20 protein-coding genes are annotated in these 20750 nt (G+C 50.0%); 13 read left to right on the forward strand and 7 right to left on the reverse strand.

Annotated elements, in window-relative coordinates:
* Nucleotides 1-185 precede the first annotated feature (185 nt).
* The gene (gene rarD / locus EOE65_RS00540; protein ID WP_127692345.1) at nucleotides 186-1121 is read left to right on the forward strand and encodes an EamA family transporter RarD; all 936 of its coding nucleotides are present in this window, start codon (nucleotides 186-188) and stop codon (nucleotides 1119-1121) included.
* A gap of 55 nt (nucleotides 1122-1176) precedes the next feature.
* Here the strand turns inward: rarD and EOE65_RS00545 are convergent, their stop codons facing one another.
* Together EOE65_RS00545 and EOE65_RS00550 are read right to left on the reverse strand one after the other, a co-directional pair.
* Complete coding sequence (locus EOE65_RS00545; protein ID WP_127692346.1) at nucleotides 1177-1503, reverse strand: YqcC family protein; 327 nt, start codon at nucleotides 1501-1503, stop codon at nucleotides 1177-1179.
* Nucleotides 1500-2855 carry a class II 3-deoxy-7-phosphoheptulonate synthase gene (locus EOE65_RS00550; RefSeq protein ID WP_127692347.1) on the reverse strand — a complete coding sequence of 452 codons (1356 nt, stop codon included), beginning with the start codon at nucleotides 2853-2855 and terminating at the stop codon, nucleotides 1500-1502. Before EOE65_RS00550 ends, EOE65_RS00545 begins: the two co-directional genes overlap by 4 nt.
* 123 nt (nucleotides 2856-2978) lie before the next feature.
* Between EOE65_RS00550 and EOE65_RS00555 the strand changes: the two genes are divergently transcribed.
* Entirely contained in the window at nucleotides 2979-3368 is a 390-nt protein-coding gene (locus EOE65_RS00555) for a carboxymuconolactone decarboxylase family protein (protein WP_127692348.1), read from the forward strand.
* Between the two features lie 14 nt (nucleotides 3369-3382).
* On the opposite strand, the gene EOE65_RS00560 is transcribed toward EOE65_RS00555, so the two are convergent.
* The 3 genes from EOE65_RS00560 to EOE65_RS00570 form a co-directional block, all read right to left on the reverse strand.
* A complete protein-coding gene (locus EOE65_RS00560; protein WP_127692349.1) occupies nucleotides 3383-4297 on the reverse strand; it encodes a LysR family transcriptional regulator in 915 nt (304 codons plus the stop codon).
* 88 nt (nucleotides 4298-4385) lie between these two features.
* Entirely contained in the window at nucleotides 4386-5288 is a 903-nt protein-coding gene (argF, locus tag EOE65_RS00565) for an ornithine carbamoyltransferase (RefSeq protein WP_127692350.1), read from the reverse strand.
* 48 nt (nucleotides 5289-5336) lie between these two features.
* Nucleotides 5337-6539 carry an aspartate aminotransferase family protein gene (locus tag EOE65_RS00570; protein ID WP_127692351.1) on the reverse strand — a complete coding sequence of 401 codons (1203 nt, stop codon included), beginning with the start codon at nucleotides 6537-6539 and terminating at the stop codon, nucleotides 5337-5339.
* A 279-nt stretch (nucleotides 6540-6818) separates the two neighbouring features.
* Here EOE65_RS00570 and grxD point away from each other — a divergent pair, with 279 nt between their 5' ends.
* Together grxD and EOE65_RS00580 are read left to right on the forward strand one after the other, a co-directional pair.
* Nucleotides 6819-7154 (forward strand): Grx4 family monothiol glutaredoxin, encoded by a 336-nt coding sequence (grxD, locus tag EOE65_RS00575; RefSeq protein ID WP_127692352.1) that lies wholly within the window; start codon nucleotides 6819-6821, stop codon nucleotides 7152-7154.
* Between the two features lie 77 nt (nucleotides 7155-7231).
* Nucleotides 7232-7834 carry a peroxiredoxin gene (locus EOE65_RS00580; RefSeq protein ID WP_127692353.1) on the forward strand — a complete coding sequence of 201 codons (603 nt, stop codon included), beginning with the start codon at nucleotides 7232-7234 and terminating at the stop codon, nucleotides 7832-7834.
* Between the two features lie 67 nt (nucleotides 7835-7901).
* On the opposite strand, the gene rnt is transcribed toward EOE65_RS00580, so the two are convergent.
* Nucleotides 7902-8531, reverse strand: coding sequence for a ribonuclease T (rnt, locus tag EOE65_RS00585; protein ID WP_127693121.1), 630 nt, complete (start codon nucleotides 8529-8531; stop codon nucleotides 7902-7904).
* A 163-nt stretch (nucleotides 8532-8694) separates the two neighbouring features.
* Here rnt and EOE65_RS00590 point away from each other — a divergent pair, with 163 nt between their 5' ends.
* The 3 genes from EOE65_RS00590 to EOE65_RS00600 all read left to right on the forward strand — a co-directional run bounded on the left by EOE65_RS00590 (nucleotide 8695) and on the right by EOE65_RS00600 (nucleotide 12637).
* Complete coding sequence (locus EOE65_RS00590) at nucleotides 8695-9561, forward strand: flagellar protein MotY (protein WP_127692354.1); 867 nt, start codon at nucleotides 8695-8697, stop codon at nucleotides 9559-9561.
* Nucleotides 9562-9721: 160 nt separating this feature from the next.
* Nucleotides 9722-10948 carry an argininosuccinate synthase gene (locus EOE65_RS00595; protein WP_127692355.1) on the forward strand — a complete coding sequence of 409 codons (1227 nt, stop codon included), beginning with the start codon at nucleotides 9722-9724 and terminating at the stop codon, nucleotides 10946-10948.
* A gap of 108 nt (nucleotides 10949-11056) precedes the next feature.
* The gene (locus EOE65_RS00600) at nucleotides 11057-12637 is read left to right on the forward strand and encodes a tetratricopeptide repeat protein (protein WP_127692356.1); all 1581 of its coding nucleotides are present in this window, start codon (nucleotides 11057-11059) and stop codon (nucleotides 12635-12637) included.
* Here the strand turns inward: EOE65_RS00600 and EOE65_RS00605 are convergent, their stop codons facing one another.
* Nucleotides 12638-12994: a hypothetical protein gene (locus EOE65_RS00605; protein WP_127692357.1), complete on the reverse strand. Its 357-nt coding sequence runs from the start codon at nucleotides 12992-12994 to the stop codon at nucleotides 12638-12640.
* Between the two features lie 67 nt (nucleotides 12995-13061).
* Here EOE65_RS00605 and EOE65_RS00610 point away from each other — a divergent pair, with 67 nt between their 5' ends.
* The 6 genes from EOE65_RS00610 (at nucleotide 13062) to fni (ending at nucleotide 20748) form a co-directional block, all read left to right on the forward strand.
* On the forward strand, nucleotides 13062-15182 hold the full coding sequence (locus tag EOE65_RS00610) for a type I secretion system permease/ATPase (protein ID WP_206052581.1): 2121 nt from the start codon (nucleotides 13062-13064) through the stop codon (nucleotides 15180-15182).
* Nucleotides 15183-15189: 7 nt separating this feature from the next.
* Nucleotides 15190-16515, forward strand: coding sequence for an HlyD family type I secretion periplasmic adaptor subunit (locus EOE65_RS00615; RefSeq protein ID WP_127692359.1), 1326 nt, complete (start codon nucleotides 15190-15192; stop codon nucleotides 16513-16515).
* 84 nt (nucleotides 16516-16599) lie between these two features.
* Entirely contained in the window at nucleotides 16600-17211 is a 612-nt protein-coding gene (locus tag EOE65_RS00620) for a helix-turn-helix transcriptional regulator (RefSeq protein ID WP_127692360.1), read from the forward strand.
* Nucleotides 17212-17244: 33 nt separating this feature from the next.
* The gene (locus EOE65_RS00625; RefSeq protein ID WP_240656885.1) at nucleotides 17245-18546 is read left to right on the forward strand and encodes a TolC family outer membrane protein; all 1302 of its coding nucleotides are present in this window, start codon (nucleotides 17245-17247) and stop codon (nucleotides 18544-18546) included.
* Between the two features lie 118 nt (nucleotides 18547-18664).
* Nucleotides 18665-19702: a hydroxymethylglutaryl-CoA reductase gene (locus EOE65_RS00630; protein WP_127692361.1), complete on the forward strand. Its 1038-nt coding sequence runs from the start codon at nucleotides 18665-18667 to the stop codon at nucleotides 19700-19702.
* Nucleotides 19702-20748 carry a type 2 isopentenyl-diphosphate Delta-isomerase gene (gene fni, locus EOE65_RS00635; protein ID WP_127692362.1) on the forward strand — a complete coding sequence of 349 codons (1047 nt, stop codon included), beginning with the start codon at nucleotides 19702-19704 and terminating at the stop codon, nucleotides 20746-20748. Before EOE65_RS00630 ends, fni begins: the two co-directional genes overlap by 1 nt.
* Nucleotides 20749-20750 lie beyond the last annotated feature (2 nt).

Consider the following 20750-nt stretch of genomic DNA (forward strand, 5'->3'; position numbering starts at 1 on the left):
TGGCAGGTGGGTAAGCGTACTCGCCTGCCAATTCCTCCCTCTTTGACCTCTTCGGTGAAAGCATCTCATTCGACAATATAATCTGTTCTTATATCTATTTTAGATAAACTGAATTGACCTGCTCTAGGCGATCGGGATAATGCGCGTTCCTGTTTTAACTACGACCATTTTCCTAGTTTTCGCTCATGAATCTATCCCATCTTCTCCAAGGTGGATTGGCTTGGACAACGTGCGCTTATGTTGTTTGGGGCTTGATCCCACTGTTCTACCAGCATTTGAAAGGCGTTGATGCGATGGAGATCTTCGCATTTCGCGTGTTGTGGTCGGTACCGCTGATGGCGCTGCTGCTGTGGATAACATCAACACCGCTGCGTGTTTTTCGGCTGCTAATGGAGCCACGCTCCTTCGCATGGTTGTTTGTATCGACTGCCTGTATATCGACCAGTTGGTATTTGAACACATGGGGTGCCACTAATGGCCAAGTTTTGATGGTGAGCTTGGCGTTCTTTCTTACCCCGCTGGTGAGTATCTTAGTGGGTGTTTTCTACCTGAAAGAAACACTAACACGGCTGCAGCTAGTGGCTTTATTGTTCTGTGCAGGTGGTTTTCTCTACGCCTGTTTGAACCTTGCGAGCTTCCCTTGGTTAACGGTCGGTATCGCAGTGGCTTTTGGTGGTTATGGCATCATCAAAAAACAGGTCCGTATCGATACACTTAATGGGCTTGCGGCTGAGTCCTTGCTCATGGTGCCGTTTGCGGTGTTCTATCTTATCGGCAACGCCGGTCAGACGCATTGGGAGCAGAGCGAGCTTGATACACAGATTTTACTGATGTTAACGGCTCCGATGACGATACTGCCGCTCGGGTTGTTTGCCTTTGGCGTTGCCCGGCTGAAGAACCTCTCAACGATTGCCATCTTGCAGTATATCGAGCCCACACTTTACTTTATGTTGGCTGTCTTCGTATTTGGTGAGGTTATCGATCAGGAGCGGCTCACAACCTTTGTTTTGGTATGGATCGGCTTTGTGGTGTTTAGCTACGATGCGATTCGTCGTGCAAAGCTGGCGCGACGGGCGAGCCGCATTACACTCGATGAGCCAGCAAGCAGCGGTGCTGCTTGAATTGCCAGAATAAAAAAGGCCGCATATTTAACGCGGCCTTTTAGGTTGATACGGTCTAGTGGGGCGTGCGTAGACAGTTATCGAGATCTAAAAAAAGTTTCGCCAAACGGCTGGTTTCAACCGGTTCAAGCTTCAGCGCCTCTTCTGCCATTGAGTAGATATCGCTGTTGCTCGGTAATGGCATACCTGCGGCGAGCATCTGTTCAAAGCGCGGCAGCATAATCCACTGCACCCACTCACAAAACGTCAACGTGTCTACGCAGAAAGGCTGCTGGCTAGCCATCGCTTCAGCAGATGGCGGAGTCGCTTGCCACAGCTTCTTAGCTTGCATCTCCGCTTTTATTTGGCTGAGTACGCCGCTTAGTTGGTCGTGGTGACTCATGCTTTACCTTTTGCAGCTTTCATCGTTTCAGCGATCAGGAATGCAAGCTCAAGTGCTTGTTCACCGTTTAGGCGTGGATCGCAGAATGTATCGTACTGGTCCGCTAGCCCCTCTTCGGTGATCTTAAATGCACCACCAATGCACTCAGTTACGTTGTGGCCAGTCATCTCTAGGTGTACACCACCAGCGTGGGTACCCTCAGCCTGATGAATCTCAAAGAAGGCACGAATCTCAGCCAAGATCGCTTCGACGCTACGTGTTTTATAGCCACTTGACGCTGTGATGGTGTTGCCGTGCATCGGGTCTGAACTCCACACAACGTTGCGCCCCTCTGCTTGAACTGCGCGCAGCAGAGCAGGGAAGTGGTCGGCAATTTTCTGAGCACCCATACGTACGATGAGTGTGATGCGGCCCGGCAAGTTGTTTGGATTTAGGGTATCAAGCAATTGAATAAGGTCTTCTGGGCGAGTTGTTGGGCCCACTTTGATACCAATAGGGTTTTTCACGCCCCGCAGGAACTCAACGTGTGCATGGTCGGGTTGGCGAGTACGGTCACCAATCCACAGCATGTGAGCAGAGCAGTCATACCAGTCATTTGAAATGCTGTCTTGGCGTGTCAATGCTTCTTCATAGCCAAGCAGCAAGGCTTCGTGAGAGGTATATAACGTGGTTTCAGAAATTTGCGGCGTATTATCCGATGAAATACCGCATGCTTTCATAAACTCAAGCGTTTGGCTGATCTGGTCAGATAGGTGCTGGTACTTTTCGCCCAGTGGACTTTTCTCAACAAAGCCAAGGTTCCAGCGATGTACCTGATGAAGATCCGCGAAACCACCTTGTGCAAAAGCGCGCAGTAGGTTGAGTGTCGACGCCGCTTGATGGTAGGCCTTGAGCAGGCGCTCTGGATCTGGAGTGCGGGCATCCGCGGTGAACGCGATGTCGTTAATGATATCACCGCGGTAGCTTGGCAGCGCAATACCATCTTTGGTTTCAGTATCTGATGAGCGTGGCTTCGCGAATTGGCCCGCCATGCGGCCAACTTTCACCACTGGGCTTTGGCCTGCGAAAGTCATAACGATGGCCATCTGCAGCAGAACCTTAAAGGTGTCGCGGATTTTGTTGGCGTTAAACTCGCTAAACGTCTCGGCGCAGTCACCGCCTTGCAGCAAAAACGCCTCGCCCTGAGAAACCTGAGCTAGTTTGTCATGTAAAGAACGAATCTCGCCTGCAAACACCAATGGAGGCAGTGCAGCCATCTCCTGTTCAACCGCACGAACCTTTTCAAGATCGGTATAGGCCGGTTGTTGTACAATGGGTTTGCTTCTCCAGCTGCTTGGTGTCCAGGTTGTCATGGTGCTCATCTTACGTCTTTAGGTTTAAATGAGAGACCAGTGTAAGGAATCGGTACTGATAAACAAGAGCTGTTAATGGAAAAGCACCGTTGTTTTTATGTACTCGTTGATAAGAGAGGGACTATGTCACAGCAAGATTATGAAAACGGCCTTCGTGTTCGCACAGAAGTCATGGGTGAGGAGTTTGTTAGCCGCGCCATGGAGCAAACAACACCACTCACAGAGCCCGTGCAATCTTGGATAAATGAGCATGCATGGGGGTCAACGTGGCAGCGTGATGGGTTGCCACGCAGTACGCGTAGCTTGGTGACGATAGCAATGTTAGCAGCGCTTAAAGCGCCAGCCGAACTAAAAGGCCATGTGCGCGGCGCATTGCGTAACGGTTGCACGCCGCAAGAGATTCAAGAAGTACTATTACACTCTTTTGTTTACTGCGGTGCGCCAGCGGCTCAAGAGGCGTTCCGTGCGGCGAAAGAGGTGATTGAAGCGTGGGAGGCAGATCAAGGCGCCTAGCTGCGCCCTGATTTCTACGCTGATTTAATGCCAGCGAGCGTACTGAATGAGACCTCTTTCGCGGTGCTTAAGAAGTCGACCATAAATTCGGCGTTACGCTGGTCTTCGCGAATGGCGGCATAGAGCGTACACCATACGCCTTTCTCGCCTAGCGGTTTGGCAGTAACGTAATCCCGTTGTAGGAACTCATGTAGTGCCCAGTTTGGTAGCGCCGCCACACCACGGCCACTGGCGACCAACTGAAGGATCATAAGTGTCAGCTCTGCGGTGCGAATGGACTCCGGTTCCACCGCTGCAGGATCTAAAAAGCGCGTAAATAGATCAAGACGATTCTGTTCAACGGGATAGGTGATAACCGTCTCTTCTGCTAGATCTTGAGGCTGGATATAGCGTTTCGTGGCCAAAGGGTGACGTTTGCCCACTGCCAACAGAGATTCGTAACTAAATAACGGTATGTAAGCGATGCCGGTGCGCTTTTCTGGATCGGAGGTTATCACCAAGTCTAGGTCGCCGCGCGCGAGCGCTGGCAGCGGTTGAAAGGTGAAACCGCTGGCCAGGTCCATCTCCACTTCAGGCCAGTTCTGGCGAAAGTGATCAATGGTCGGCATTAGCCAGTCGAAGCAACTGTGGCAATCAATGCTGATATTCAGACGCCCAGCCTCACCGCCCGCTAATCTTGCGATATCACGCTCGGTGTTGCGGATCATGGGCAGTACTTCATCTGCTAGTGTCAGCAAGCGTTGGCCTGCTGAGGTAAAGCAAATAGGTTTGGTTTTACGGATAAACAGTGAACAGTTTAACCGGTCTTCCAGGTCCTTGATCTGATGAGAGAGGGCTGACTGAGTCAGGTGTACCCTGTCTGCAGCTTCAACCAAACTGCCTGCATCCCTGAGAGCAGCGAGCGTTTTAAGGTGTCTGAGTTCAATCATGCCTCTATCCTAAACCTGTCCGCCTACGTCTGAGTTAATTCTCAGTGTAGACGGAAAAGGCGGTTCTTCGCGAGTCTTTTTAGCAAGCTTAGCTCGCCAGAAACTCCATCAGTGCCTTTTGTGCATGTAGGCGATTCTCCGCTTCATCAAACACAACAGACCACTCAGTATCTAGCATCTCTTCACTGATCTCCTCACCGCGGTGGGCTGGCAGACAGTGCATAAACAAGGCGTCTTTGTCTGCAAGGCTCATCAGTGCAGGGTTGACTTGGTAGTCGGCAAAGAGCTTCAAACGTGCTTCTTGCTCATCTTCTTGGCCCATCGATGCGAATACATCGGTCACCACTAAGTGCGAACCTGCTACGGCATCTTTGGGGTCGCGCATCACGTTGACACGGCCTTGGTGCTTAGCAAGTAACTCGCTGTCTGGCTCATAGCCTTGTGGGCATGCCACGTTGAGGGTGAAGTCCAGCAGCGCGGCAGCGTTAATATACGAGTTACACATGTTATTGCCATCGCCAATCCAAGTCACAGTTTTCCCTTGGATATCGCCGCGATGCTCAAAAAAGGTCTGCATGTCAGCCAGTAGTTGGCAGGGGTGATACTCATCTGTGAGAGCGTTGATAACAGGTACTTTTGAGTATTCTGCAAACTTCTCGACGATATCATGCCCAAAAGTACGGATCATGATGATGTCGACCATGCTTGAGATAACGCGCGCTGAATCTTCAATCGGCTCGCCGCGGCCTAGCTGAGTATCATTTGAGGACAAAAACATAGCGTGGCCGCCAAGCTGCGCCATACCTGCTTCAAATGAAACCCGAGTACGAGTGGATGACTTTTCAAAGATCATCGCCATCACTTTGCCTTCGAGCAGTTTGTGAGGCGTACCTTCGTGTTGCATCTTTTTGAGCTCGCTAGCGCGAGAAATAATCTGCCTAAACTCTTCAGGTGTTAAATCCTGGAGTGTCAAAAAATGTCTAGTTTTCATAATCCTATCTACGCCGCCCGGACGGGCGGCTCCGTGTAGCATGGTGTGCTATTTTCTAGGTTTAGAACGCTCGTCAGCTGCGTAAATCTTTATCAGCTTAGTTAGCGTATTGATCAGAAGGTCGGCTTCTGTATCCGTCATGGTCAAAGGTGGCAGCAAACGGATGACTCGGCCACCGCCGGTCACGTTAAGCAAAATGCCTTTCACTTTCGCGAGGACAGCAAGCTCGGTGCCTGCCTCAGTTAACTCGATAGCAAGCATTAAGCCTTTGCCGCGAATCTCTTTGATGTAATCCATGCCCTCAAGCTGGTCTTTGAAACCTTCTAGTAGGTGTTGGCCGAGTGCTTCCGCGCGGGCGCAAAGATTCTCTTTCTCGATCGTTTCCGTCACAGCTAATGCGGCTGCACAAGCCAGCGGTGTGCCGCCAAATGTGGAACCGTGGGAGCCAGGCGCAAAAGTTTCTGCTGCGCGGCCTTTGGCGATGCAAGCGCCAATCGGGAAGCCGTTACCCAAGCCTTTGGCTGTAGTGACCACATCTGGCACAACAACTGTGTGTTGATAAGCAAAGTAACGCCCGGTGCGGCCATTACCTGTTTGTACTTCGTCCAGCATTAGAAGCCAGTCTTGCTCATCGCAGATATCGCGCAGATCTGCTAGATAGTTAGCGTCTGGGATCTGGATACCGCTCTCACCCTGAATTGGCTCAACAAAGATCGCCACAACATTCTTGTTGTTTGCAGCAATCGATTTAACGGCTTCGACATCATTAAACGGGGCGCGGATAAACCCCGCCACGAGAGGCTCGAAGCCCGCTTGGGCTGCTCTGTTGCCTGTGGCGCTCAGCGTTGCCATGGTGCGGCCGTGAAAGGCTCCTTCCATAACGATAATTGCTGGGTTCTCGACGCCTTTGGCATGGCCAAACTTGCGTGCGATTTTGATAGCTGCTTCGTTAGCTTCGGCCCCTGAGTTGGCAAAAAACACCTTATCTAAGCCGGAGAGCTCGGTTAAACGGGCGCCGAGTTGCTCTTGCAACGGGATCGAGTAAAGGTTTGAAGTATGGACCAGTTTACCCGCTTGCTCTGAGATGGCTTGCGTTACTGCTGGGTGAGCATGCCCTAAACCGCACACTGCGATACCAGACAAAGCATCTAGATATTTGTTGCCGTTGGTATCGTATAACCACGACCCTTCGCCTCGTTCAAAACTAACGGAGAGGCGGTTGTATGTGTTCATAAGTGGCTGTTGAGACATCTTTTTTCTTACTCCCTACAACGCAAAAAGGCAGCTTGAGCTGCCATCCTAGTATTAGCATTCTATTGTGAGCTATGCGGTTTCGCAACTTTCCGCATTGTCTGTGAATGATGGCCTTGAAATATGATGAGGTAAACACCATAAAAAGTTGTATAACATTTTTGATGCACCTGATTCTTACCGTGGATTTTTAAATGTACCCGAGTAATTTACTTGGTTATGTGTTAGAGTCCACAGCATTAACTTTTAGGTGAAGCAGCGAGACAAGAAGGTAGATAGATGAGCAGCGTAGTTGACACTATTAAAGAACAAATCGATAACAACGAGATCCTTCTTTATATGAAGGGCACACCGCGTTTTCCGCAGTGCGGCTTCTCTTCACGTGCTGTACAAGCGTTGATGAACTGTGGTGAACGCTTCGCATTTGTGAATATTCTTGAGAATCAGGATATCCGCGCTGAGCTACCAAAGTACGCAAACTGGCCAACGTTTCCTCAGCTTTGGATTAAGGGTGAATTGGTTGGTGGCTGCGACATCATCTGTGAACTAGCAGAGACGGGCGAACTGGAGCAGATGGTAAAAGCTGCTGCGCCGCAAGATGCAGACGACGCGTAATACAAATTTGATCTTTGTGTCGTTTAATATTTAGGCGACACGCTACTTAAAACAACGGAAGATATCGGAGAAGATAAATGGGCGTTCTAGTTGGTAAACAGGCTCCTGATTTTACAGCACCAGCAGTATTGGCGAACGGCGAAATCGTTGACACGTTCACACTGTCTGAAGCAATTAAAGGGAAAAAGGCGGTTGTATTCTTCTACCCACTGGACTTCACGTTTGTATGTCCTTCTGAGCTATTGGCTTTCGATCACCGTATCGAAGAGTTCAAAAAGCGCAACGTAGAAGTTATCGGTGTTTCTATCGATTCTCACTTCTCTCACAATGCATGGCGTAACACGCCTGTAGACGCAGGCGGTATCGGTCCAGTTAAGTACACGCTGGTTGCTGATATGACACACGCAATCTGCCAAGGCTACGATGTTGAGTCTGAAGGCGGTGTTGCATTCCGTGGTTCTTTCTTGATCGACGAAGATGGTCTGGTTCGCCACCAAGTTGTTAACGATCTGCCACTAGGCCGTAACGTTGACGAAATGCTGCGTATGGTTGATGCACTAGCATTCCACCAAGAACACGGTGAAGTGTGCCCAGCTGGCTGGCAGGAAGGTGACAAAGGTATGGTTGCATCCCCTGAAGGTGTTGCTAAGTACCTATCTGAAGAAGCAGACAACCTGTAAGTTTGTCCTGCTCATAAAAAAGCCGCGCTTATGCGCGGCTTTTTTTTGTACCTGCAAAACGAGGCTGTTAACCCTCTTGATCGTGCAGAGCGAGTACCATGTCCCAGCCGCCTAGGTCTTTCCAGCGATTCACAATGCCACAGAACAACTCGGCGGTTTTCTCTGTGTCATATAGTGCTGAGTGCGCTTTTTTGCCGTCAAAAGGAATGCCTGCCACTTCGCACGCTTTAGCTAAGACTGTTTGGCCGTAAGCAAGTCCTGCTAAAGTAGCGGTGTCGAAGCTTGAAAAAGGGTGGAACGGATTGCGTTTGATGTCGCAGCGCTCAACCGCAGCGTTAACAAAACCCTGATCGAAGGATGCGTTGTGACCTACTAAAATAGCGCGCTTACAACCATGGGACTTTACCGCGCGGCGAATGGGCTTGAATATCAGCTCAAGCGCCTCTTTCTCGATCATTGCATTGCGGTCGGGGGAGTAGGGATCAATGCCTGTAAAGTCGAGTGCTGATGCTTCCAAGTTAGCGCCTTCAAAAGGCATCACCTCGGCTTCAAAGCTTTCGTCGATCATCAAGTATCCCTCTTCATCCATCGTCAATGTGACGGCAGCAATTTCGAGAAGGGCATCGGTGCGTGCATTAAAACCCGCTGTTTCGACGTCAATAACGACTGGTAAGTAACCGCGGAAGCGCTCAGCCATGAGCTGAGAAATTTGATGATTGCTCAAAGGGAATCCTTAGTAATGACCGCTTGAAATAAGTGCATATAAGCGACATTCTAACAGTCATCTTCCGGTATAAACAAACATCTCGCTGCCGAATGTCTTGGTTAAGCACTAGATAGGGAATGAAGGCTAAATCTGAATGGGTATAAGGGTTTTAACGGTATGCCATGTGTTGGTTTTGAGTCTCGCTGCACAATATACGAATGCGGTGACGTTTCGTGCCAGCATCGAGCAGTCTCAGTGGGATCTTGAATCGTCGCCGTTTTTTTGTCGGTTGCGCCAAGTGGTGCCCTCCTTTGGCTTAGCCTCTTTTGTTCATGAGGCGGGAGAACGTGCTTATTTTGAACTTTCACCAACCCACAAAGGGGCATACAAGGGGCGGGTAAAACTGGTTGCAGAGGCATCGCCATGGCAGCCGGGTACAGCACCTGCTGTCATTGGCCAAGTTGATGTGGATGCTCAGTCGGGAAAAATTCTAGCCAAACCTGATTACGCCAGCCAGATGTTAGCGTCTCTGTATAAGGGGATGTCGCCAACCTTTACGATGTTGAACTGGCTCGGTACGGGCCAAGATGTGCGTGTTGCGCTCTCGTCTGCAAATTTCCAGCGAACATATAAAGACTACATCACATGTGTTGATAACCTGCTACCGGTTAACTACCGGCAGGTAGCCCGTACTGCAGTGCTATTCCCGCCAGCGCAATGGCGCTTGTCTGATGCTACGAAGGAGCGTCTTGATACCATTGCGCAGTATGTGAAGACAGACAAGCAAGTGACCAGTATCTATGTCGATGGCCATTCAGATAATGCAGGGCGCCGCTTGTTGAACCGTGATCTGTCTAAACAGCGGGCCGAAGAGGTAACGCGCTACCTTGTGACGCAAGGTATTGACGAAGATATGCTCACCACGCGCTACCATGGCGAGCGCTATCCGGTTGTGGCGAACAATTCAAAAGCTAATCGAGCACGTAATCGCCGTGTAACTGTGCGTCTGGAGCGTGATTAGCTGGGCGGCCATGCCACTATTGTTTGACTATGCGTAATCTAAACCTATAACAGAGCCTCTGTTTTTTACGTCGATTCTGTTATAATTTCGCGCTTATTTTTTAAACTGTTGGTTGCACTGATTGTGCAGCCGCGCTGTTATCGCAAGTTGGAGCTTGAGAATGTCCGAAATCAAGAAGGTCGTGTTGGCCTATTCCGGCGGCTTGGACACATCGGTAATCGTTCGTTGGTTACAAGATGAATACAACGCTGAAGTTGTAACCTTTACTGCTGACTTGGGTCAGGGTGAAGAAGTTGAGCCGGCGCGTGCAAAAGCCGAAGCACTAGGTGTTAAAGAGATCTACATCGAAGATCTGCGCGAAGAGTTTGTGCGTGATTTCGTTTTCCCAATGTTCCGCGCTAACACAATCTATGAAGGTGAGTACCTGCTGGGTACCTCTATTGCGCGTCCACTGATCGCTAAGCGTTTAGTTGAGATTGCTCAAGAGACAGGCGCCGATGCTATTTCTCACGGCGCAACAGGTAAGGGTAACGACCAAGTGCGTTTCGAACTTGGCGCTTACGCTTTAATGCCGGGTGTTCACGTGATTGCGCCATGGCGTGAATGGGACCTCAACTCCCGTGAAAAACTGATGCAATACTGTGAAGACCACAATATCGAAGTGGACTTCGCGAAGAACAAGAAGAAGTCGCCTTACTCTATGGATGCGAACTTGCTGCACATCTCTTACGAGGGTGGCATTTTGGAAGATCCATGGGCAGAAGCTGAAGAAGATATGTGGCGTTGGTCAGTTTCTCCTGAGCAAGCACCAGATGAAGCGACTTACCTTGAGCTAACTTACGAGAAGGGTGACATCGTTGCTATTAACGGTGAAGCGATGAGCCCTGCGACGGTTCTTGAGTACCTGAATAAAGTTGGCGGTGCAAACGGTGTTGGCCGTCTTGATATTGTTGAAAACCGCTTTGTTGGTATGAAGTCTCGTGGCTGTTACGAAACACCGGGTGGTACGATCATGCTGAAAGCGCATCGTGCTATCGAATCGATCACGCTGGATCGCGAAGCTGCCCACTTGAAAGATGAGCTGATGCCGCGTTATGCGAAGGTCATTTATAACGGCTTCTGGTGGTCTGAAGAGCGTAAAATGATGCAACAACTGATCGATTACTCGCAGCGCAATGTGAATGGTGAAGTGCGCGTTAAGCTGTACAAAGGCTCAGTTGATGTAGTGGGACGTCGTTCTGCAGATAGCTTGTTTGATGAGAGCATCGCAACATTTGAGGATGATGCGGGTTCTTATGATCAGAAAGATGCAGCAGGTTTCATTAAACTGAATGCCCTGCGTATGCGTATCGCTGCTAGTAAAGGCCGCGACTTGCTAGAAGATTAAGTCTTGATCTAAGTAAAGAAAAACCCGCCTAGTGCGGGTTTTTTTGTATAAACTCCAAATATCTAATAGTCTGATTTGTAAGAGACTGCTGTAACTAAGAAAAAGCATATGTCGAATCAATCTGCCAGAAAGAGTGCGCTGATCGTTGATTACCGGCTGGAGGAGCTAGCCGCGCTGCGGGAGATCCTGTTGCAGCTGGGTTTTCAAACAGTTGAGGTTGCCTCGTCGGTTAACATGGCCATGTCGGCGCTTCGGGAGCAGTCTTTCGATGTTGTTCTAGCTTGCTATGATCTGGGCAAGGGCGAGAAAAACGGTCTTCAGGTGTTGCAAGAGTCTCATGCTGAACGTTTGCGCTTGTTCGGTACGTTGTTCGTGCTCGTTGTTGATGCCCGCGAAGCGGATATCTTGGTGGGATCACTTGAAACCGCGCCCAATGCTTATATCTCAAAGCCGTTTAGCCGTTCAAAAATTGCCGCGACACTTGATAAGTTGCTACGGGTTAAGAAGGCCACAGCAAGGCTCGATCAGGCGATGGATGAAGGGCGTTGGGAAGAGGCGGTTAGCCACTGTCACAATCTGATTGAGACCTATCCTGCGCTCAAAGTGTATCTAGAGCGTTTACTGGGTGTTTGTCTACTTGAGTCCGGCCAGTACCGTGAAGCATGTGATCTATTTGCAGCGCTGTCTGCAGTGAGAAAAGTTGTCTGGGCGCAGGTGGGTTTTGGTATCGCGCTCTATCGGCTCGGTGATCATGCAGCGGCGACAGAGGTGTTGCAAGGTGTCATTGATCAGCAGCATATTTCAGTTGAAGCATTCTCTTGGTTAGCACGTAGTTTGTGGATGGGCGGTGATGCGGGTCAAGCGGTAAGTCTGATGCGTAAGGCCGTTATGCTCCAGCCTACCGTGCCTCAATTGCACTCTGAATTAGGCAATCTCGCCGCGTGGAATAGTGAGTGGGTGATCTCTTTGGAGGCGTTTCGTAAGGCAATGGAGTATGGCCGTCACTCGATCTATCAAAACCCAGATGACTCGTGTGCGTTTGTTGTGTCGACGTTGGCAGCGAACGAGGGTAAGCCGCTTTCAGATGTGTTAGAGCTTGAAGTGATTCGTACCATGGAGGCCACTGTCCGCGACTTTGATGAGGCGGTTGAGGTGCAATTTCGCTCTCACCTGGTGTTGGCTGATTTTCGTGAACAGGCCGGGAATAGTGCGCTGGTTGCATCAGAGTTACAGCTGGCGGTGGATGCGTTTGAACGGATGACCATTGAGGCACAGTGGTTCTGGATCGAGCCACTATTAGATCGCGTGTCCGGCACTGAGCATGAGCCGAAAATGCTGAACTATCGCAAGTTTCTAGCCCGCAAAGCCCAAGAGGTGAGCTGGGCAAAATACCATAATGAGGGGCGCGCCGCCTATTCAGAAGGCAAGTACGAGGTGGCACTTAATAATATGGTCTCAGCGGCCAAGCAACCTGAAGCAAGTGTGCGTGCCCGGCTAGATGCCGTTCAGTTGCTAATTGACCGTGGTAAGCACGATAGCGCGATCTTCTCCGAACCGGATTCGGTTGAGTGTTTACATCAAATGGCTAAAACGAGCTTTGCCCTATGCTCGGATAAACAGCGCGAGCGGTATCAAAAGCTTTATCAAGCCTATTCAGGTGTGCGCCACGCTGCCGATAATACTGAATAATTAGATCACAGGTGAGTCGTCTGAGAGTATTGACGTTGGCTCAATCTCGGGGGCGTCATCATCATTAAGAATACGGCGCGCCAATTTACGATTGAGTAGTTTTTGCTGAGCTACATCAGGTAACTCAGTGAACATAATCACGTCTTTGGTGATAAGTAGGTCGATAAGATCTTCTAAAATACGCGAAACGGAATTATCTGACTTATTTAAGTAGTCATCCGGTTGGAAATCAGCATTACCGCCAGAGAGGAAGTCCAGCACCTCGGGACTTTTTAGTGCAATAGGCTCGGCGCCATCTTGGGCTGTTTCTGTAAGGCCTGTAATGCGGCCCTCGTCATTGCGTATAGCGTAAAGCATCTGAAGCGCTCTCCTCGGTAACAACGGATGCTAGTATGTTAGGCTCTATTAGGATTTGGTCAAGAAAATGGAAGAAGTACAAGATCCGCTGTTAGGGTGCCTTGTGCACTTAACCCATCAGAACCACCGCCCCATGACGGGTGATGTTTTACGCGATGGTTTGCCGCTTGAAAACGGCGCACTCACTCCAAAACTATTCATCCGTGCCGCTAAGCGCGCGGGATTTTCTTCACGTATTACCCAACGCCCTTTACAAAAAATCTCGCCATTGACCTTGCCTGCTGTGCTGTTACTCGAAGGTGACAACGCCTGTGTGCTGCAAGAACTCGACCTAGCAAGCGGTGAAGCGACAGTCTATCAACCCGAGAGTGGTGGTGCTCATCGACTGGCGATTGAAGAGCTAGAGCGTGCTTACACAGGCTACGCTATTTTTGTTCGTCTGGAGTATCGCTTCACTGAGCGTGTCTCCAAAGTGCTAGATCAGCAGGAGGGACACTGGTTCTGGGGCACAATACGGCGTTCGGCGGGTATCTATCGCGATGTTTTGATCGCCTCGTTTTTAATTAACCTTTTTGTTCTTGCTAACCCGCTCTTCGTGATGAACGTCTACGACCGAGTGGTGCCAAACGCCGCAATCGAGACGCTCTGGGTACTCGCCATTGGGGTATTCATTGTGTTTCTTTTTGATTTTGGCTTGAAAATGCTGCGAGCTCACTTTATTGAGCTTGCGGGTAAGAAAACAGATATCTTGCTTTCATCATTGCTGTTCGAGAAGGTCATGTCGCTGCAGTATGGCGCGATGCCACGCTCTGTTGGCGCATTTGCGAATAACTTGCGGGAATTTGATGCGATCAAGACATTCCTGAGTTCCTCGACGAATAGCGTTCTGATCGATATTCCCTTCGCCGTGCTGTTCCTCTTGGTGATCTGGATGATCGGAGGGCCGCTTGTGTTTGTGCCGCTTGCCGGGGTGCCGTTGATCATTCTCTATTCTCTTGTGGTTAAGGGGCGCTTGCGCGCGGCTATTGAGCGTACTTTCACCTCTTCAGCGAAAAAGAATGCGATTTTGGTTGAAGCTTTAACCGCGATGGAGACCGTCAAGACGCAGCGCGCGTCGTCTACTTTGCAGCTCCAGTGGGAACAGGCGGTCGGCTACATCGCAAAGTGGAGTATGCAGGCGAAGATGATCTCAACATCGGTGACCTCGTTTGCCGGTTGGGTCACTCAAGTATCTTCAGTTGCGCTGGTGATTACGGGCGTCTACTTGATTGCTGAGCGGGAGCTATCGATGGGCGCATTGATAGCATGTGTCATTCTATCTGGGCGAGTTCTGCAACCGATGGCCCAAGTAGCAAGCTTGATTGCTAGCTATCATCAATCTCGCACGGCGCTTGAGGCGCTTGATCAAATCATGCAGCTGCCGAGTGAGCGTGAAAGCGACCAGCAGTACGTTCACCGCCCCACACTGGATGGCAATATCGCTTTTCGTAATGTTCAGTTTGCTTACCCCAGTGCGGATAATGTTTCGCTAGAGAAAGTGAGCTTCAACATTAATGCCGGTGAGAAAGTGGCACTGATAGGCCGCATCGGGTCGGGTAAAACGACCATCGAGAAGCTGATGCTGGGGCTTTATCGGCCGACAGAGGGAAGTATTCGTTTAGACGGTATCGATATCAACCAGATCGATCCTGTGGACCTGCGGCGCAGCATCGGTTATGTGCCGCAAGATATCATGCTGTTTGATGGCTCTGTACGTGAAAATATCGTTATGGGGGCTGCGGAGGTTAGTGATGATGTATTGCTGCGTGCCGCCGAGTTGGCAGGTGTTGATCATTTTGTAAATCGCCACCCGCGCGGTTTTGATATGCCGGTTGGCGAGCGCGGAAGTGCACTTTCTGGCGGGCAAAAACAGGCGATTGCGATCGCTCGGGCGCTGATCCATTCACCGAATATCCTCATCTTAGATGAGCCAACTAACTCAATGGATAACTCATCTGAAGAGTTTTTACGTGCTCAGTTTGCGAATTATGCGAAAGATAAAACGCTAGTTCTGGTGACGCATAAAATGTCACTACTTTCGCTGGTGGATCGCATTATCGTTATAGATGCAGGCAATGTCGTTGCAGATGGTCCAAAGGCTGCGGTGCTAGACGCACTGAAGCAAGGGCGCTTACATATTAAGAAGTGAGAGCGGTATGGATAAGCAGGTGGATAAAGCGGATTTAAAGTATATGTCGAGCGTGAGCGAGGCGATGCTGGAGCAAACTCCCGCCGCGGCGCGATTACTTCTTTGGGTGATGGTGCTATTTGTCGCAATCGCGATAGCATGGGCTGCGAACGCACCGTTGGATGAGATCAGTCGCGGGCCGGGTGAAGTGGTCCCTTCGCGCCAATTACAAGTGGTGCAGAACCTAGAAGGCGGGATCATCTCCGATATCTTGGTCGCGGAGGGCGACTTAGTTGAAAAAGGGCAGGTCTTGCTACGAATCGATGCTACCCGGTTTGCCAGCTCGTTTAATGAAAACAAGGTGCGAGAGTTTGAGCTGGTAGCAAAAGCTGCGCGTTTAACAGCTGAAGCAGAGGGCAAAGAGTTTGCGGCGCCTGATGATTTTCCTGCAGAGTATCGTTCGATTCTCGATCAGGAGAAAACACTATACAGAGCTAGAAAAAGCGAGCTGCGTGCCAATCTTGACGTGTTAGGTCAACAAGTTGAGCAAAAGAAGCAGGAGCTGCGCCAAGCTAAGTCGAAGCGTTCGCAGCTATCGGGTAGCTACAGCTTGCTGCGTAAAGAGTTAAAGATCACCGAACCGCTGTTCAAAGAGGGGGTGATATCGGAAGTTGAATATCTGCGCTTGCGCCGTCAGGTCAATGACTTGTCGGGTGAGCTGCGTGACATTCGTCTCAGTATGCCGCGTATCGAGTCAACGATTGCAGAGACGCAAAAGAAGCTGGATGAGGCGACCTTCCGTTTCGAGAGTTTGGCTCGCCAAGAGCTAAATGAAACCACATCCGAGATAGCGCGCCTTCAGGAGGCACTGGGTGGTATGCAAGATAGGATCACCCGTACGGAGGTAAAAGCGCCGGTCAAAGGTACGGTGAAGCAGCTGTTGGTTAATACAATAGAGGGCGTGGTACAGCCTGGGGATGAGCTCTTGAATATCGTTCCTTGGGAAGATCGCTTACTCATTGAAGCTGAGCTTAAACCGTCAGACATAGCGAACGTCACCGTCGGGTTGCCAGCGGTTGTTAAAGTGTCTGCCTATGACTTTAGCATCTATGGCGGCGTCGACGCGCGCGTGGTGTTTGTCTCGCCAAGTACCGTGTTAGACGAGGAGGGTGAGCCGCACTATATTGTTAGATTAGAGGCTGAAAAACCTTATGTTGATGGTAAGTCGAAGCAGTTACCGCTTATGACGGGGATGACCGTGAGTGTTGATATTCTGACCGGTGAAAAAACCGTACTAGACTATCTACTGAAGCCTATATTGAAGGCCAGAAGTGCAGCATTAACGGAACGTTAATCAACAGTTGTATAGCGTCTGTCGGCTTGAGCTGGGCAAGCGAGAACAGGGACGAGCAAGTTAACCCGGCGCATAAGGTAAGCGATGAAGTTATTTTTTCTTGTGCACAACAATGAAGTAGAGGCCCGTTGGTGCCGTTTTGCCGAGAGTGTGGGAGCTGAGGTTGCAAAAAAACTTGAGCTTGCTGAACCGACCGAAGCGATTGGCTTGGTTCACATCTCTTCGGTAGCACCTGCGGAAATTGATGGATTGTGTCAGCGCTTACCGGCTTTGAAGTGGATAGCGTTATCTGATGTACCTAATGACCGCGAAGGGTTATCCTTGTTGGGGCAGGGCTTTCGTGGCTACTTGAATGCATATCCGACTGCTTCCGTTTTTGCAGAAGTTTTGGCAGTCGTTGCACGAAATGATATTTGGGCTGGCCCCGCGCTAACGCAAAAGCTGCTAAAGCAGTTTCTGCAGCAACAAAGTGGTGGTATTGATGAAGTGGAGCCACCGCAAGAAAATTATCAGCTAACTGAGCGTGAGTCTGGTGTATTAGATTTGCTGCTGGTTGGATGCTCCAATAAGGAAATTGCGAGAGAGCTGAACATAACAGAACGGACAGTGAAGTCACATGTCACTTCGATCTTAAAAAAAACAGAAACGAAAGATCGTTTAACTCTTATTTTGAAGCTTAATAAGCAGGCAGTTTAAGGCGGCTTGTCTGCACTGAAGGGGATGTCAGTGATGTTAAAACGCAAATTGTTAGCACTCGCTATTACGGTAGCCGCAGCGCAACAGGTGAGCGCCGGTTCTCTGGCTGAAGTTGTCGCTGAGGCCGTTATTGCTCACCCAGAAGTTAAGGCGGCGCTTTATGCAAAGCAAGCTGCTGAGCAAGAGATTGCGCAAGCTAAAGGCGGTTATTTACCTTCCGTTGATATCGCGGCGGGTATTGGTTACGAGTGGACTCGTAACCCAACGACCGATAGCCGTGGAGATGGTGACGCCGATACAACGCGTCGTGAAGCGGCGTTGAGCATTCGTCAAATGTTGTTTGATGGCTCCCGCACAAAAAGCGAAGTAGCGCGTTTTACGGCAAAGACAAATGCCTTGAATTACCGCGTCAAGGAAGTTGCTGAAGAGAAAGCGCTCGAGATTGCGCGAGCCTACCTAGAAGTGCTGAAGCGCGAAGAGCTTTACAAGCAAGCGAATGAATCTTACTACAGCCATGTCAAAGTGTTTGATCAGATTCGTCGTCGCTCTGAATCAGGCTTAGGGGCTAGATCTGCAGTTGATCAGGCTCAAGGCCGTTTAGCGCTATCTGAGGTGAATTTGCTGGCTGCTGAAAACAATCTTCAGGATGCAAAAGCGACTTATCTGAAAGTTGCGGGCTCTATGCCGCCGACATCACCAGAAGCGCCAGAGAATATTTCGGGGCTGCCTGGCTCTTCAGAAGAGGCGGTAAAGATTGCCTTAGACAATCATCCGACGCTGCGTGTCGCGCAGCGTGATATCGAAGAAGCGCAAGCGCAGTATCGTGCGGCCAAGAGTGCAATGCTCCCAACGGTAACCTTTGAGGTTGATCGCACTTGGAACCACGATATTGATGGTGTAGACGGTCATAACGAAGATCTAACAGCGATGGTGCGGATGCGCTATAACCTGTTCAATGGTGGTAGTGATAAAGCACGTATCCAGCAGACGTTGCAGGAGATCGATCAAGCCGTTGAGATCCAGAGCAATGCTCACCGCCAGACGGTTGAAGCCGTCGAGCTATCTTGGAACGCATATGAAATTCTAGGTAAGCAGTTGCCGTTTTTGGAGCAACACGTTGAGTCTAGCGCGGCGACACGTACCTCTTACGAGAAGCAGTTCAATATCGGCCAGCGTTCGTTGCTGGACTTATTGGATACGGAAAACGAAGTCTTCGCTGCGAAAAACGCTTTTATTAGTGGCAAGTATGACTACCTGATCGCTCAGTATCGACTGCTTAACGGTATGGGTGAAATACTTGATGTTATGGGCGTGAAGATCGCTGACTCGATGTAAAATGCCGCAGTGACCAAAAGGTCTCGTTTGCAATTTAAAGGCTGCGCAATATAAAATTCGCGGGCCTATAGTCACAAGAAGGGCTGCTGCTAGGCGGCCCTTTCTATTTTTGGTTGATATGAAATCACATAAAATTTTAGAAGCACCTATTCCGATGCGTTGGGTCGGCCCTGTTAAGATATCGGGGCCGGTTTTGGAAGAGAAACTATCTGTTCCCCTCGCCACTTATGAAACGCCTTTGTGGCCCTCTGTGGGGCGCGGCGCTCGTATCTCTGCGCTTACTGAAGCGGGTATTCGTACAACGGTACTGGATGAGCGTATGACGCGCTCGATTCTGCTTGAGGCGGACGATGCGACAGCTGCGATGCTGGCGGTTGAGTCGATTAAGGCTCGCCGAGCAGATCTAAATGATGTGGTGGCTACGTCTAGCCGGTTTGCTAACTTGATTGAAATCAACAGTCAAGTTGTGGCGAACCTGATCTACCTGCGCTTAGAGTTTACGACAGGTGATGCATCTGGGCACAACATGGTGACCAATGCAGCGGATAAGCTGATTCCATGGATCTTATCTGAGTATCCACAACTGCGTTACTCCTCTATCTCGGGTAACTACTGCTCCGACAAAAAAGCCACGGCCGTCAATGGTATTCTAGGTCGCGGTAAATATGTCGTGGCTGAAATTACGATTCCACGTGAGCTATGCGAGCGCCGTCTGCACACGACGCCAGAAAAAGTCGTGGATCTTAATATCAAGAAAAACTTGATCGGAACCATGATCGCAGGCGGTTTACGCAGTGCAAACGCGCACTACGCTAATATGTTGCTCGCATTTTATTTAGCTACAGGTCAGGATGCGGCGAATATCATAGAGGGCTCGCAAGGTGTTGTTCACGCTGAAGTTCGTGATGGCGACCTCTATTTCTCGTGTACCTTACCGAACTTGATCGTCGGCAGTGTCGGCAACGGCAAAGGTATCGATTTCGTAACCGAGAACCTCGAGAAGTTAGGATGCCGAGCAGACCGCGAGCCAGGTGACAACGCTCGTCGTTTAGCGGCCATTTGTGCGGCAACCGTTTTGTGCGGAGAGCTATCATTGATGGCAGCCCAAACAAATCCGGGTGAGCTGATGGAAGCGCATCTTAAGCTGGAGCGTTAATGTCTTCTGACACGACAAATGATCGTAAGCTGGAACATATCCGAGCATTTGATATTGATCCTGCTATCGAGCGCGACGCACGCCATTTTGATCGTATTCGCTTAACGCATCGAGCGTTACCTAATTTAGCGTTTGATCAGGTTGATACTGGCTGCACGTTTCTCGGCAAGCGTTTGAGCTTTCCGTTATTGATCTCTTCCATGACCGGTGGCGATCATGAACTAATTCGGACAATCAACCGTAACTTAGCAGAAGCGGCTCAACGTACAGGTGTTGCGATGGCTGTTGGTTCGCAACGGGTGATGTTCACCGATGAGGCGGCACGAGCTAGTTTTGACCTGCGCGAGTATGCACCGGATGCTCTGTTGATCGGAAACGTTGGTGCGGTGCAATTGAATTACGGTTTCTCATTAGAACAATGCCAAGCGGCTGTTGATCTTTTGGGAGGGGATGGGTTGTACCTGCACCTTAATCCGTTACAGGAAGCCGTTCAGCCAGAAGGCGATACCGACTTCTCAAATCTGGAAAACCTGATCACAGAGGTTGCCGGTTCTTTGAGTGTGCCTTTGCTGCTAAAAGAGGTTGGTTCGGGTTTATCTGCTCCTGATATCGAAGCCGGTTTGCGCGCCGGGGTGAGTTTTTTCGATCTGGCCGGTACAGGCGGTACCTCTTGGAGCCGGATTGAGCATCATCGTAGAGGTGATAAAGGTGAAGATCTTGGTCTGGTTTTCCAAGACTGGGGTATCCCTACTCCGCTGGCTTTGCAGATAGCAAAGCCCTATCGATCTCAAGCCAGCTTTGTTGCAAGTGGCGGTATAAGAGATGGGATTGATATGGCGAAATCTGTTATTATGGGCGCTTCTCTTTGCGGGGTTGCAGCACCATTTTTAGCGCCCGCGATGGATTCCGCGGACGCTGTAGTCGCTGTTATCGAGCGTTTCCGTCGAGAGTTTACGACAGCGATGTTTTTGTTAGGAATGCCCGATGTGGCAACGCTTTTTGGAAATGAATCGTTAATTCTGAAGGCGTCTGGGGAACATATCTAAGT

This window comes from Neptunomonas marina (genome assembly GCF_004005935.1).
Taxonomy (GTDB): Bacteria; Pseudomonadota; Gammaproteobacteria; order Pseudomonadales; family Balneatricaceae; genus Neptunomonas; species Neptunomonas marina.